The sequence below is a fragment of the Sphingobium sp. B8D3B genome, assembly GCF_025961875.1.
GTDB lineage: Bacteria > Pseudomonadota > Alphaproteobacteria > Sphingomonadales > Sphingomonadaceae > Sphingobium.
The window spans coordinates 145,696-159,952 of record NZ_JAOQON010000001.1; the positions used below are offsets into that span (position 1 = coordinate 145,696).

A 14,257-nucleotide genomic window follows, 5' to 3' on the forward strand; every position below is an offset into this window, starting at 1 on the left:
CCCGGATCGCTCAATCCCCCGACTGTCCGTAGCGCTTTTGCAGCATGGCAAAGGTCGCGCGCAAACCGAGCGCCTCGCCCCCCTTGGGTCGGCCCGGTTTGGCGGTCGGCCGCCAGGCGAAGGTATCGAAATGCACCCACAGGGTCTTGTCCGGCACGAAGCGCTGGAGGAACAGCGCCGCCGTCGAGGCGCCGGCAAACGGCGTTTCGCCACTGTTGGAGAGGTCCGCAATGTCGCTCTTGAACAGGTCGTTGTAGGGCGCCCAAAGGGGCAGGCGCCAGAGGGGATCATCCACGTCGCTGCCACAGCTGGCCAGCGTGGCCGCCAGCGCATCATCATTGGTGAAGAGCGCAGGCAGGTCCGGGCCGAGCGCGACCCGGGCCGCACCGGTCAGCGTGGCGAAGTCGATGATGAGTTCGGGCTTGTCTTCCCCGGCCCGCGTCAGCGCGTCGCCGAGCACCAGCCGTCCCTCCGCATCGGTATTGCCGATCTCCACGGTCAGCCCCTTGCGGCTGCGCAGCACATCGCCGGGGCGGAAGGCATTGCCGGCGATGGCGTTCTCGGCGACCGGCAGCAGCAGGTGCAGGCGCACCGGCAGGCCCGCACCCATTACGAGATCCGCCAGCGCCAGCGCATGGGCCGCGCCGCCCATGTCCTTCTTCATCAGGCGCATTCCGGAGGCCGGCTTGATATCGAGGCCACCGGTATCGAAGGTAATGCCTTTGCCGACCAGCGCGACGCGGGGATGATCCTCGCGGCCCCAGACCAGCTCGATGAGGCGGGGCGCATTGGCCCGGTCCGCCGCGCGGCCGACGGCGTGGATCATCGGATAGCCCGATTCGAGCGCATCGCCGCGCGTCACCGACATGGTGGCGCCATGGCGCTCGGCGACCGCGCGCGTCTGCGCCTCGATCTCGTCCGGTCCCATTTCGGCCGTCGGCGTATTGACCATATCCCGCACAAGCGCCGTCGCGCGGGCCTGCGCGGCCGCACCGTCAATGGCGCCGGGCTGGCTGCTGAGCAGCACGCACGGCCCCTTGGCCGCCGGCTTCGCCTTGTAGCGCTCGAAGCGATATTGCGCCGTCATCCAGCCGAAGATCGCGGGACCTGGCTCCCTATCCGCCAAGCGATAGGTTCCAGCCGGCAGCACGCCCGGCAATTTGGCAAGGCACCAGCTGGAGAGCGAGTCGACATTGGCGACATATGTCACCACGCTCCATGCATCGGGTTTTTCCCCGGGCAGGATGGCGTGGGCATAGGCTTTTGGCTGATAATTCTGCGCCACGAGCGCGGCGCGTTCCCGCTCGGTCCGTCCGGCGAGCCATTGCTCATGGCTGGCGGCATCGATGAGGTGGATGAGATGGGCGGTCTGGCCCGTGTCGGGGCGCACGAGATCGGCTGGGTCCGTCATAATGCAGGGTTAGAGTGCGCAAGGGGCCTCGGCAAGCGCCGGCTGATCCGTTAGGCTCGCCCCGTTCGTGAAAGGATTGCCCCATGGCCCCCATCAAGTCCGCCACTCTGCTCAGCCTGTGCATCGCGCTGGCCGCCTGCGGCAATGAGACCGTCGCCAACAATATGCAGGTGCCGGTCGAGAATGCGGTGAACGTCGCAGAGCCCGCCAATGCGATGCAGGCCAACGCGGTGGCGGGCAAGTCGGTGGCGTTCACCAAGGGCGAATCCGAATTTCGCGTCAGCTGGCCTGCCGAGGCCGCTGCCATCGCCCCGCTCGATGCCATGCTGCAAGAGAGCGCGGAGAAGCAGCGCAAGGAAACGGAGGACGGCATCCGGGCAGAAGAAGCCTCCGCAAAGGAAGCCGGCTATCCCTTCCGTGGCTATAGCTACACCGAGGACTGGTCCGTGGCGGCCGACGTGCCGACGCTGCTCGTTCTGCGCAGCGAAGGCTATAGCTATACGGGCGGCGCCCACGGCATGCCACTGGTCAAGGTTCTCTACTGGGACAAGGCCGGGAACAAGGCGCTGGAGGCCAGCGACCTGTTCGACAGCGCTGCGCTAGGCCGCGCCGCTAAAGACCGCTTCTGCGCGGCTTTGAACGCCGAGCGCACCAAGCGGCGCGGAGAGCCCGTTGGCAGCGGGGAGGGCAGCCCGATCCCCGAATTCGACCAATGTGTTGATCCAACCAAGCAGACGATCATTGCCGCGACCTCGGGCGGCGGCGCGCTCGACAGGGTCCACTTCGTCATCATGCCCTATGAGGCCGGGCCCTATGCGGAAGGGATCTACGAGATCGAAGTGCCGGTGGATGCGGCCGTGCTGGGCGCGGTAAAGCCGGCCTGGAAGGGGGCCTTCGCGGCGGCGCAGTAGGCCCGCAATCCCCACCTCCCGTTCGTGTCGAGCGAAGTCGAGACACACAAGCACCGCTCTTCCCGTGTCTCGACTTCAGCCTAACGGCTGAAGTTTATCCTGAGCGCCCGCCTGCGGGCAGTCGAAGGGCTCGACACGAACGGGAGGCTGGAAAGCTTCGTCAGACCGAAATCGGCACGCCAAACAGGTCGTGCTCGTCCGCATCCTCGATCTCGACGGTCACGAAATCCCCCGCCGCAAGCCCCGGATCGACGTCGCGGAGATAAACATGCCCGTCGATCTCGGGCGCGTCAGCCTGGCTGCGGCCGGTCGCCCCGACACTGCCGTCCTCATCCGGTTCGCCAACCTCGTCGATAATCACAGGCAGCGTCCGGCCGATCTTGGCGGTCAGCTTGGCGGCTGAAATACGCGCGCAGGCGTCCATGATCCGCTGGAAGCGCTCTTCCTTGATCTCGTCCGGCACATGATTGGGCAGGGCATTGGCCTGCGCGCCTTCCACCGGCTCAAAGCGGAAGGCGCCGACGCGGTCGAGCTGCGCTTCCTCCAGCCAGTCGAGCAGATACTGGAAGTCCGCTTCCGTCTCGCCGGGGAAGCCGACGACGAAGCTGGAGCGGATCGCGATGTCCGGGCAGATTTCCCGCCAGCCGCGCAGGCGCTCCAGCACCTTGGCCTCGTTGGCGGGACGCTTCATGGCGCGCAGCACATTGGGCGCGGCGTGCTGGAAGGGGATGTCGAGATAGGGCGTCAGCAACCCTTCCGCCATCAGCGGGATCACCGCGTCGACATGCGGATAGGGATAGACATAATGCAGCCGCACCCAGGGCTGCTCGCCCTGCGGCGTACGCAGCTGGCCAAGCGCGCGGGCGAGGTCGGTCATGTGGGTGCGGACCGGTTCGCCCTTCCACAGCCGTTCCTCATGGCGCACGTCCACCCCATAAGCAGAGGTGTCCTGGCTGATGATCAGCAGTTCCTTGGTGCCCGCCGCGACCAGCTTCTCCGCCTCGCGCAGCACCGCATCGATCCGCCGGCTGGCGAGCTTCCCGCGCAGGTCGGGGATGATGCAGAAGGCGCAGCTGTGATTGCAGCCCTCGCTGATCTTCACATAGCCATAATGGCGCGGGGTGAGCTTGAGGCCGCCTTCGGGCACCAGATCGACAAAAGCATTGGGGACGGGCGGCGCGGCGTCGTGCACCGCATTGACCACATCCTCATATTGATGCGCACCGGTGATCGCCAGCACCTGCGGGAAGCGGGCGCGGATCAGCTCGGCCTCATTGCCCATGCAGCCGGTCACGATCACGCGACCGTTCTCGGCAATGGCCTCGCCAATTGCCTCGAGGCTTTCCTCCTTGGCGCTGTCGAGGAAGCCGCAGGTGTTCACCAGCACCACGTCCGCGCCATCATAGTCTGGGGACAGGGCGTAACCATCGCTCCTCAGCTTGGTGAGGATACGTTCTGAATCGACCAGCGCCTTGGGGCAGCCGAGCGAGACCATGCCCACCTTGGGCGCGTCGGGAATTTTCAATGCCATGATTGCGCGCGCATATAGGGCGCCGGCAAGCAAAAGGCGAGTCGTCCCGCGCGGTCCATCTGCGCCGTTACGCCGGGCTGGGGCTGGGCGGTGTTTCGCCGTCGTTGGGAATGATCTCGATGATCATGTCACCAGCATAGAGCATCGCGGCCTCTGGCTCCCAGAAACCATAAGCGCGCCCGGCACGGTAGAGCCGCACGCCCAGGCCGGTCTGGATCGCGCTCAGCGGTTCGCCCACCTCGGCCTGCGTGACGCGGCGCTCGCGCAGCTGCACGCGCCCGCCCGATGCCGCAAGATCGGCCATGTAATCGGCGATATGAGCGCCCTGGCAGGAACCGGCGAGCAGCAATCCGGCGAAACTGACCGGATTAATGACCGTCGTCGCACCCGCCTGGCGGGCCAGCGACTCATTGTCCGGCGCCCGCACGACGACGCTCAGCGGAATATCGGGCGCCAGGTGGCGAGCCGTCAGCGTCACGAGGATTGAGGTGTCGTCGCGTCCTGCCGAAACGATCATGGCCTGCGCTTCCTGCACCCGCACGTCCATCAGCGTCTGGTCGCGGGTCGCATCCCCTTTCAGGACGTTGCAACCAGCCGCCTCGGCCAGCGCCAGTGATTCGTCGCTGCGCTCGATGACGACGATGCAGCGCGGGTCGGTGCCGCGCGCCACCAGCTCCCGCACCGCCTCGGAACCGCTCGTGCCGAAGCCGGCGACGATGATGTGGTTGGTGAGGGACTTCTGGATCTGCGACATGCGCCACCTGTGCCAAACATTGCGGAAAACGAACTGATAGGCCGTGCCCAGAAAGATCAGCCAGACGAAGATGCGCGCCGGGGTGACGAAAATGCTCTCAAACAATCGCGTCCGGTCCGTGACCGGCACGATGTCGCCATAGCCCACGGTGGTGACCGTCACGGCGGTAAAGTAGACGACATCGCCAAAGCTAACCTCCCCGTCGAGATTGTCGCGCAGCCCATCCCGCTCGAACCAGTGAACCATCAGAACGAACGTCGCGAGGATCAGAATCGCGCCCACCCGCCACGCGAGGTCCGCCCAGACCGGCAGGGACGAGCGCCGTCGCAAAAAGGCGCGCGGCGGCACGCGGGGATCGTCGCGCTGGAACATCACCGGCCTTGTGCCAGCGGGGAGGGCAAGGTGCAAGGCGAGGTGGGGGCAGGAGTGAACCTTCTCCCCTCATCTTCCAAGAAGGGGCTTCAGATCACTGCCGTTATTCCCCGGCCCCCGCCAGCCCCGCTTCCAGCGCCGTGAGCAATTCATAGTGCGTCAGGTCGTAGTGCAGCGGCGTCACTGATACATAGCCCTCCGAAACCGCCGCGAGGTCGCTCGCTTCCGGTGCTGAGTCGCTGTGGTGCAGGCCGAACCAGAAATAATCATAACCGCGCGGATCGGTGCCCGGCACGATGCGGGTGCGGTCGATGTCGTAGAAGCCCTGGCGCGCGACCTTGATGCCCTTGATCGCGCTGGCGGGTAGGGCCGGGAAGTTCACGTTAATGAGCGTGCGCTCCAGCGCATCCTGCTTGAGCAGCGCGCGCACCACCCGCTCGCCCCAGGCCTCGGCCGCCTCAAACGGGATGCTGTCGCCCAGCCCCTCGCGCGAGTAGACTTGGCTCAGCGCGATCGAGCGCACGCCGGAGATCGCGCCTTCCATCGCCGCCGAGACGGTGCCGGAATAGGTCACGTCCTCGCCCAGATTGGCGCCGCGATTGACGCCGGAGAGCAGCAGGTCGGGCTTCTGGTCCTTCATCAGATGCCCTACCGCCATCATCACCGCATCGGTGGGTGTGCCGGAGACGCTGTAATGCTTCTCGCCATGCTCGCGCAGGCGCAGCGGGCGGGAGAGTGTCAGGCTATGCCCGGCGCCCGATTGCTCCTCCATCGGTGCGACGATCCAGATGTCGTCGGAAAAGCAGCGGGCAATCTTTTCCAGCACCTTGAGGCCGGGCGCGTTCACGCCGTCATCATTGGTGAGCAGGATGCGCATCAGGCCGGCGTCAGCACTTTGAGGCCGCCGGTATAGGGTAGCAGCGCCTCAGGCACCGTCACGCTGCCATCGGCATTCTGGTAATTCTCCAACACCGCCACCAGCGTCCGCCCCACGGCGAGACCCGATCCGTTAAGCGTGTGGAGGAAGCGCGTGCCCTTCTCGCCCTCGGGCCGGTAGCGCGCATTCATGCGCCGCGCCTGAAAGTCACCACAGGTCGAGACGGAGCTGATCTCGCGATAGGTCTGCTGGCTCGGCAGCCACACTTCCAGATCGAAGGTCTTGGTGGCAGAGAAGCCCATGTCTCCGGCGCACAGCAGCATCCGGCGATAGGGCAGGCCCAGCGCCTCAAGAATGCCCTCGGCGGATTTGAGCATATGCTCATGCTCGGCCGCCGCCTGATCGGGCGTGCAAATCGCCACCAGCTCGACCTTCTCGAACTGATGCTGGCGAATGAACCCGCGCGTATCGCGCCCCGCCGATCCCGCCTCCGAGCGGAAGCAGGGCGTGAGCGCCGTGAACCGTATCGGCAGCGCGGCCTCGGTCAAAATCTGCTCGCGCACGAGGTTGGTTAGGCTCACTTCTGCTGTCGGGATGAGCCAGCGGCGGGTCGTGGCACTAGTCGTCACTGACTCTTTGATTTGCGCTGCGACCTTTGAGACAATCGCCGTGGATACTTCGGAAGGACTGCCCTTCCAATCAAAGTCTACAAGCGCCCGAGCAATTGCGTGATCGATGTCTTCATCAGTGACGTTAATTCTCGTTTGGAACAAATCCTCGGCGAACTTGGGCAACTGCCCGGTGCCGAACACCGCTTCATCACGCACCAGCAGCGGCGGATTGACCTCGGTATAGCCATTGGCCTCCGTCTGCCGGTCGAGCATGAATTGCGCGAGCGCCCGGTGGAGCCGCGCCATCTGCCCCCGCAGCGCCGCAAAGCGCGCGCCGGACATGGCAGCCGCACCCTCGAAATCGAGGCCGAGCGCAGGACCGAAATCGGCATGGTCCTGCGGCGTGAAGTCGAAGCTGCGCGGCGTACCCCAGCGATGCACTTCCACATTGCCAGTCTCGTCGACGCCATCGGGTACATCTTCGGCGGGGAGATTGGGGATCGCGGCGAGGCGATCACGAACCTCGTCCGAAAGTATGCGACCCTCTAGCTCGCGCATAGAAGCTATACGTTCTTCCTCTTGAGCCAAGCCAGATCGGGCGAAACCGCCCAAGTGAACGGAAACTTCTTGATCAATCTGCTTCTTCGTCCAGTCGGGATGCTCAGCTTTGACGATCTCGTGAACTCGCCGGAAATTTTCCTCCGTCGCTCTTTTGAACTGGTTACGCCGCTCATCAGCTTCAGCCTTATACTGGTTAGCTAACTTACTTTTGCTAACGAGATCGTCCGCAACCGGCTCCATGCCACGGCGGGCGAGGGCGGCGTCGAAGGCGGCGGGATTTTCGCGAATGGCTTTGATATCATGCATGGCGCACCGCCTATGCCCTGCGCGCCATGGCCGATCAAGCGGCCAGCGATCTGCCAGTGGTGGGGACGCGACCGGCACCGCCGCCCAAGCCTGGCGGGGGCAGCGGTAATAGGCTCGTTCGGCCGCAGTTTCACAGCGGATTCGGCCGTTGTTCAGTCATCGTTCAATGCGCTGGAAACAGTGCTTGTTTCACTCTCGGCTGCGCTCTATAGGCGCCGCGAGAGCGCCGGAAATCGGCGACTTGATCGACGCGGAGAAGTGAATGGCCTCGCTTGCAGATTCGTCGGATAAAAACGGCTCGAAAGGCTCGGGGATCGATCTTCCCGAAGGCTATCGGCCTTCCGCAGACGAAGAGTTTATGGGGCCGCTGCAGCTGGAATATTTCCGCCGCAGGTTGCTCGATTGGAAAAAGCAGATTCTCGCTGAGGCAGAGGGCACGCTCGCCACGCTGCAGAGCGAACCGCTGCGCGAGCCCGATCTCAACGATCGCGCCTCTAGCGAAACGGACTGGTCCATCGAGCTGCGCACCCGCGATCGTCAGCGCAAGCTCATCTCGAAGATCGACGCCGCGTTGCGCCGCATCGACGATGGCGAATATGGCTATTGCGAAGTGACCGGCGAGCCCATCTCGCTCGGTCGCCTCGAAGCCCGCCCCATCGCGACCATGACCGTTGAGGCGCAGGAGCGCCACGAACGGCAGGAAAAAGTCTCTCGCGACGATTGATCATAGCGGCCGTCGGTTAGCTGTCTTCGTCCTGATAGCTCGCGCATCTTAGCAGGGTGCGCTGGCGACGAGCGGCGTTCGGCCGCTTGCCTTCCTGACTGATCGACTGGCGTTGATTGCGACCGTGCGTGGTTTCGTGCTCGCGCTCCCCTATTTTCTTGCAAAGCTGTCAAGGATGCCTGGCTGCCGCGTTGCTTGGGGAGCATCCTTGTGCCCTACCCGCGCACTCAAAGCCGCTTACGCAGTCAGCCTGCCCAATGACAGCAAGACACTGCTGCCTCGATAGTCCCGCGCAATGTCCAGAAACGAAAAAGCGGAGGAGAGCTGCTTCTAAGCGCTCGATCCTCCGCTTTGTCCCGTCGCCCGTGCCGGTCTTCCCGGCGGCTCCCTCTCCGAAGTAATCTTGTAAGAGCGATGGAGACGGGCCTGCCTAATGCAGTTTTATACAAAAAAAAAGGGCCGACCTCGTGAGAGATCGGCCCCTTGAGTCTTAGGAGAGGATGCCTGAAAGGCAGTTTCTAAATAGCACATCCGTTTTTTGCTGCAAGTGCGAAAAACGAAACTCGCTGATGCAAAAATGTAATTTAGATATAAGCCTTTAATCTAAAAGAGAAAAAATTTTCGCCGGAGGGGAAACCTTCTTCATCTCTCTCACCGCTGGGTTTTATCTCGCGCCCGCGAGAGGTGACGGAATCAACCGGGGATCGCCTCAAAGAAGCGAAAAAAATTCAAAGAAACCCGCCATTTTCTGATCATGGATGAGGGCGCCTTGCTCCTAGCTGAACATTGCAATCGAATGCAATGTCGCCCTTGTTCGCGAATCACCTGCCCGCTTCGACGATCAGATGTCGCCGCTGAAGGTGTCGCACTGGGCAGGGTCGCCGGAGTCGTAGCCCCGACGCAGCCAAGCCACGCGCTGGGCGCTGGTGCCGTGGGTGAAGCTGTCCGGCACCGGCCGGCGCCCGGCGTCCTTCTGCAGCGTGTCATCGCCGATCGCGGCGGCAGCGCGCAGGCCTTCCTCAAGATCGCCAGTTTCCATCAGACCGGTACGGCGTCCCCACACCCCTGCGTAGCAATCGGCTTGCAGCTCGATGCGGACCTGCAGCGCATTGGCTTGTGCTTCGCCCAGTTGCTGCTGCCTTTTGTTCACATCATCCAGCCGGCCCTCCAGATGCTGGACGTGATGCGCGACTTCATGGGCGATCACATAGGCCTGGGCGAAGTCGCCCGGCGCGCCGAAGCGCTGCTGCAGTTCCCGGAAAAAATCCGTGTCGAGGTAAATCTTCTCGTCGAGCGGGCAGTAAAATGGTCCCATGGCCGATTGCGCCGCCCCGCAGCCCGAACGCCCGCTTTGCGCATAAAAGGAGAGGATGGTGGGCTTGTAGGTCTGGCCACTCTGCCGGAAGAGATCGCCCCAAACCCTTTCGGTGGTGTTGAGCACCTTGAGCGAGAAGCTTTGCATCTGCGTCAGCTCGCCCTCCTGACCCGCAGGAGCGCCCTGTTCGGTCGCCGGCTGGGAGGAATCTCCGCCGGTCAGCAGCCCGCCGCCGCTAAAGCTGATGAAGGCAAACACGGCGAGCGCGATCACCACGCCGCCGCAGCCGAAACGACTGCCGATCATCGGCAGCAAAATGCCGAGCAGATTGCCGCCCCCGCCGCCGAAGCCGCCCCCGCCGCCGCGCTGGATCTCGTAGTTGCTGCTTTCCCGTTCGTCGTCGAGCCGCATTCTCGTCCCTTCCCCAGCGCGTGCTTGCATGATCACGCCATGATCGATGTGTCGGGAAATTCTCCCCACTGCGACGGTGAAATGCAACAAGGCTAGGAACTATCCCACGGCCCCGGCAATTCTGTGGGGATCACGACATCCGGTCCCCCGCTCGGCGCTGGTGGACGGCCGGGGAATGGGATATTGCGTCGCACCATGGATATGCCGACTCCGCGTCGCCGCGGCGGCCATGCGCCGCTTCCTTTGCCCGATCAGGTCGCGCTGGTCCTCCAGGGCGGAGGTGCGCTGGGGTCTTATCAGGCCGGCGTGATCGAGCGGCTGGCGGCGCTGGGCATCGGGATCGACTGGGTCGCGGGCATTTCCATCGGCGCCGTCAATGCCGCCATCATCGCCGGTAACGCGCCCGATCAATGGGTGGCGCGTCTGACCGAGTTCTGGACTCTCGTCAGCAGCGGCCTACCGAACATCTGCCTGCCCGAGGACGACCATCTGCGCGAGGGCGCACATCTCGCCGCCGCCGGCGCCGTGCTGCTCGGGGGCGTACCAGGTTTCTTCCGCCCGCATTTCTTGCAGCCCCTATGGGCGCCGCCCGGAACGACGGAAGCGATCAGCTATTACGACACGGCGCCCTTGCGCGAGACGCTGGACCGGCTGGTCGACTGGGACCGGGTCAATCACGGTCCCATGCGGTTTTCCATTGGCGCAGTGGATATCGAGAACGGCAATTTCGTCTATTTCGACAATCAAGACCCGCAATGGCGGGGCCGGATCGATGCCCGCCATGTCATGGCCTCCGGTGCCCTGCCGCCGGGCCTGCCGCAGGTGGAGATTGACGGGCGACATTATTGGGATGGGGGTCTGGTCTCCAATACCCCGCTCAGTCATGTCCTCGAGCACCAATCCGGTGATCTGCTGATCTTCCAGGTCGATCTCTTCCCGGCGGAAGGGCCGCTGCCGCGCGAAATGAGCGATGTCTGGTCGCGGCAGAAGGACATTCAATATTCCAGCCGCACCCGGCAGGTCACGGACCGCTTCCTCCGCGCCCGGCGCGAGCATGAGGCGATCCGCGCGCTGCTGGATCGCTTGCCGCAGGACCTCGCCCAAACACCCGAGGCGCGGCGGCTGGCGGGGATGATCGAAGAGGGATCGGTCAACATCATCCATCTTATCCACCGCCTGCGCGCATGGCACAGCGGCGCTCGCGATTTCGAATTTTCGCGCCGCACGATGCTGGATCACTGGGCGCAGGGCGATGCAGCCGTCGCCGCCGTGCTCTCGCACGGCACCCAGCTTATCGCGGAAAACATCGTCAGTGGCCGCAGCGCAACCTTCGACCTCGCGCTGACCGGTCAGATCAAGGAGAAGCAGGCATGAGTTTGAAAGGCAAGACAGCGCTGATCACCGGCTCCACGTCGGGCATCGGCCTTGCTTATGCCAAGTCGCTGGCGGCCGAGGGCGTCAACCTCGTCATCAACGGCTTTGGCGATGCAGACGCCATCGAGAAGGAGCGGCTGGCGCTGGAGCAGGCGAGTGGTGCGAAGGCGATCTATTCCGGCCATGATCTCACCAAGCCGGAGGAGATCGAGGCGATGATGGCGCAGGCGGCGGAGGCCTTCGGTGGCGTCGACATCCTCATCAACAATGCCGGCACCCAGCATGTCGCGCCGGTTGAGGAATTCCCGCTCGACAAGTGGAGCCTCATCATCAAGCTCAATCTGGAATCCGCCTTCCACACCACCCGGCTTGCCGTGCCCTATATGAAGCAGCGCAAATGGGGCCGGATCATCCAGACCGCCTCTGCGCACAGCCTCGTCGCCTCGCCGTTCAAGTCGGCTTATGTGACGGCCAAGCACGGCCTTGCCGGCTTCACCAAGACGATCGCGCTGGAGTTGGCGACCTTTGGCATCACCGCCAACTGCATCTCGCCGGGCTATGTCTGGACCCCGCTGGTCGAGGGCCAGATTCCGGACACGATGAAAGCGCGCAACATGACGCGCGAGCAGGTGATCAACGATGTTCTGCTGGCTGGCCAGCCGACCAAGGAGTTCGTGACGGTGGAGCAGGTCGCCGCCATCGCGATGTTCCTCTGCTCGGATCCCGCGAGCAACATTACCGGCGCGAACATCAGCGTGGATGGCGGCTGGACCGCCGCCTGAGGGCTAGAATTACGACAGCTAGATAGAAGTGCGTGCTCCTGCGCAGGCAGGAGCCCAGGGCGCAGCCGCATGTCCTTGCCGCCCTAGGCTCCTGCCTGCGCAGGAGCACTAATCGCAATTTTAGTTGTGGTGGGGAACGGGGGGCGCTTACCCCCAAACGTCCTTGACCCCTCCCTGGGGGAGGGAGGGGCCGTCGGGGACTGTGGGAGAGTATCAGCGCCGTGGGAGAGTAACGCTGATGAGGACTGTATAGCCCCCACTTGTCACGAGACTTTGTCGCAATCGGCGGAGTTTGTATCAATGTGTCGCAGCCGGCGCGACGGGCTCAGTTGCCGCTGCCGCCCAGCACGTTGATCGTGAAGGCCAGTACGCCCAGATTGAAGACGAAGGCGGCAAGGCAGTGGATCGTCGCCACGCGCCGGACCGAGGTGGAGGTGACCGCCACATCCGAGGTCTGGAACGTCATGCCCAGCGTGAAGCTGAAATAGACGAAATCCCAATAGGTCGGCTCCTTGGTGCCGGGAAAGTCGAAGCCGCGCGCATCCGCGCTGCCCTCGTCATCTGTGTCGCCCTCGCTCCGCACGTAGAACATATGGGCATAATGGAGGGCGTAGACCATGTTGGAGAAGATCCACGCCAGTGCCAGGGTCGCGATGACCAGGGCCATGGCTTCGATGCCGGGATCGTGCCTGTTCTCAAGCTCGGAGAAGATCGCGACGAGCACCACCAGCGAGACCGCGCCGGTGATCCCCAGCAGCAAGGTGCGATTGGCATCGTTCCGCGCGGCCGACTGGCGCATCTGATCCGGGCCGGCGCGCGCCAGCAAAGGCCAGACGGACAGCAGAAAGATGCCGGCCGCGACGTCGAATCCCGCCATCATGGCATGACGCCAGCCCAGAACCGGATGCAGCAGCGGCAGGCTGACAAGCAGGATCGCCGCAAAAGCGAGGAAGCGTATGGGCGCAAGGCGCCGTCCAAGGTCAAGAGCCATCGGTGCGACTATAGCGGGCGAAATTGCCTGCCGAACCTTGTTTCTTCATCTGCTAGCGCCGGCGCGTGTCACCGGTTGAAACGAGAAGCTGCGTAAAGCGTAACCCTCGCTTGGGTCCGCCAACGCTCGCGTTCAGGAGCGACGCTCAGGCTCCTCGATCTCTGACTTCCGTTATTCAGACAAACAACATTTCTGGACGGTCCGAGCGCCAACATGATCCGGTCTTGGCCCCGCAGAACCCGGACGCGTCCAATATCGACGCGCCCGCATTCTGCCAAATTCAACCCGCGCTTCAGAGCTTGCTCGTCAACTCCGGCACGATCTGGAACAGGTCGCCCACCAGTCCGACGTCGGCCACCTGGAAGATCGGCGCATCCTCGTCCTTGTTGATGGCGATGATGGTCTTGGAGTCCTTCATGCCGGCAAGGTGCTGGATGGCGCCGGAAATACCGACGGCGATGTAGACGTCCGGCGCCACGATCTTTCCGGTCTGGCCGACCTGATAATCATTGGGCACGAAGCCCGCATCCACCGCCGCCCGGGAGGCGCCGACAGCGGCGCCGAGCTTGTCGGCCAGCGGCTCGATGAGCGCCTTGTAATTTTCGCCGCTGCCGACGCCACGACCGCCCGAAACGATCACCTTGGCGCTGGTCAGCTCGGGCCGCTCCGAGGCTGCCACCTCGGCGGACACGAAGCGCGCGGTGCCGGCATCGCCGGTGCCGGACACGGCCTCCACCGGAGCCGATCCGCCCTCGGGCGCCGCCTTGTCGAAGGCGGTGCCGCGCACGGTGATGACCAGCTTGGCGTCGCTCGTCTTCACCTGCGCGATGGCATTGCCGGCATAGATCGGGCGCGTGAACGTGTCCGGCCCATCCACCGCGATGATGTCCGAAATCTGCATCACGTCGAGCAAGGCGGCGACGCGCGGCGCGATGTTCTTGCCGGTTGTCGTGGCAGGCGCGAGAAAGGCGTCATGATGCCCCATGAGGTCGACGATCAACGGTGCGACATTCTCGGGGAGCTGGTGCTCCAGCGCGGCATCATCGGCGAGATGAACCTTGGCCACGCCCGCGATCTTCGCGGCCTGCTCGGCCACGGCGGCGCAACCTTTGCCTGCGACCAGCAAATGCACCTCGCCCAGCTTGGCGGCGGCGGTCACGACCGGCAGGGTCGCATCCTTGAGGGTGGCATTGTCATGCTCGACCAGAACCAGTGTCTTCATTATCCTGTCCCTTCATCCGCATCCCGTTCGCTTCGAGCGAAGTCGAGAAGCGTTGTGCGCGGCGTGTCTCGACTTCGCTCGACACGAACGGAAAAGTGATCGGT

Annotated in this window: 12 protein-coding genes; 4 read left to right on the forward strand and 8 right to left on the reverse strand. The window is 63.9% G+C overall.

Annotation, left to right across the window (positions count from 1 at the left end; genetic code table 11):
* Positions 1-10: 10 nt before the first annotated feature.
* Entirely contained in the window at positions 11-1,411 is a 1,401-nt protein-coding gene (locus tag M2343_RS00705) for a leucyl aminopeptidase family protein (protein WP_264575211.1), read from the reverse strand.
* Positions 1,412-1,494: 83 nt separating this feature from the next.
* Between M2343_RS00705 and M2343_RS00710 the strand changes: the two genes are divergently transcribed.
* Complete coding sequence (locus tag M2343_RS00710; RefSeq protein WP_264575212.1) at positions 1,495-2,322, forward strand: DUF3298 and DUF4163 domain-containing protein; 828 nt, start codon at positions 1,495-1,497, stop codon at positions 2,320-2,322.
* Between the two features lie 160 nt (positions 2,323-2,482).
* On the opposite strand, the gene rimO is transcribed toward M2343_RS00710, so the two are convergent.
* From rimO to serS, 4 genes are all read right to left on the reverse strand, one after another.
* The gene (gene rimO, locus M2343_RS00715; protein WP_264575213.1) at positions 2,483-3,853 is read right to left on the reverse strand and encodes a 30S ribosomal protein S12 methylthiotransferase RimO; all 1,371 of its coding nucleotides are present in this window, start codon (positions 3,851-3,853) and stop codon (positions 2,483-2,485) included.
* 67 nt (positions 3,854-3,920) lie between these two features.
* Entirely contained in the window at positions 3,921-4,979 is a 1,059-nt protein-coding gene (locus M2343_RS00720; protein ID WP_264575214.1) for a potassium channel family protein, read from the reverse strand.
* Between the two features lie 103 nt (positions 4,980-5,082).
* Positions 5,083-5,856 carry a 5'/3'-nucleotidase SurE gene (gene surE / locus M2343_RS00725; RefSeq protein WP_264575215.1) on the reverse strand — a complete coding sequence of 258 codons (774 nt, stop codon included), beginning with the start codon at positions 5,854-5,856 and terminating at the stop codon, positions 5,083-5,085.
* Positions 5,856-7,334, reverse strand: a complete 1,479-nt coding sequence (gene serS / locus M2343_RS00730; RefSeq protein ID WP_264575216.1) for a serine--tRNA ligase — start codon at positions 7,332-7,334, stop codon at positions 5,856-5,858. The genes surE and serS overlap by 1 nt, the downstream gene beginning before the upstream one ends.
* Positions 7,335-7,596: 262 nt before the next feature.
* On the opposite strand from serS, the gene dksA reads away from it, so the two are divergent.
* Positions 7,597-8,058: an RNA polymerase-binding protein DksA gene (gene dksA / locus M2343_RS00735; protein WP_181560338.1), complete on the forward strand. Its 462-nt coding sequence runs from the start codon at positions 7,597-7,599 to the stop codon at positions 8,056-8,058.
* A gap of 841 nt (positions 8,059-8,899) precedes the next feature.
* Here the strand turns inward: dksA and M2343_RS00740 are convergent.
* Positions 8,900-9,784, reverse strand: coding sequence for a neutral zinc metallopeptidase (locus tag M2343_RS00740; RefSeq protein WP_264575217.1), 885 nt, complete (start codon positions 9,782-9,784; stop codon positions 8,900-8,902).
* A gap of 195 nt (positions 9,785-9,979) precedes the next feature.
* Between M2343_RS00740 and M2343_RS00745 the strand changes: the two genes are divergently transcribed.
* Positions 9,980-11,158, forward strand: coding sequence for a patatin-like phospholipase family protein (locus tag M2343_RS00745; RefSeq protein WP_264575218.1), 1,179 nt, complete (start codon positions 9,980-9,982; stop codon positions 11,156-11,158).
* A complete protein-coding gene (locus M2343_RS00750; RefSeq protein ID WP_181560335.1) occupies positions 11,155-11,940 on the forward strand; it encodes a 3-hydroxybutyrate dehydrogenase in 786 nt (261 codons plus the stop codon). The genes M2343_RS00745 and M2343_RS00750 overlap by 4 nt, the downstream gene beginning before the upstream one ends.
* Before the next feature lie 325 nt (positions 11,941-12,265).
* Here the strand turns inward: M2343_RS00750 and M2343_RS00755 are convergent, their stop codons facing one another.
* Entirely contained in the window at positions 12,266-12,931 is a 666-nt protein-coding gene (locus tag M2343_RS00755; RefSeq protein ID WP_264575219.1) for a DUF1345 domain-containing protein, read from the reverse strand.
* 292 nt (positions 12,932-13,223) lie between these two features.
* Positions 13,224-14,153, reverse strand: a complete 930-nt coding sequence (locus tag M2343_RS00760) for an electron transfer flavoprotein subunit alpha/FixB family protein (RefSeq protein WP_264575220.1) — start codon at positions 14,151-14,153, stop codon at positions 13,224-13,226.
* Between the last annotated feature and the right edge of the window lie 104 nt (positions 14,154-14,257).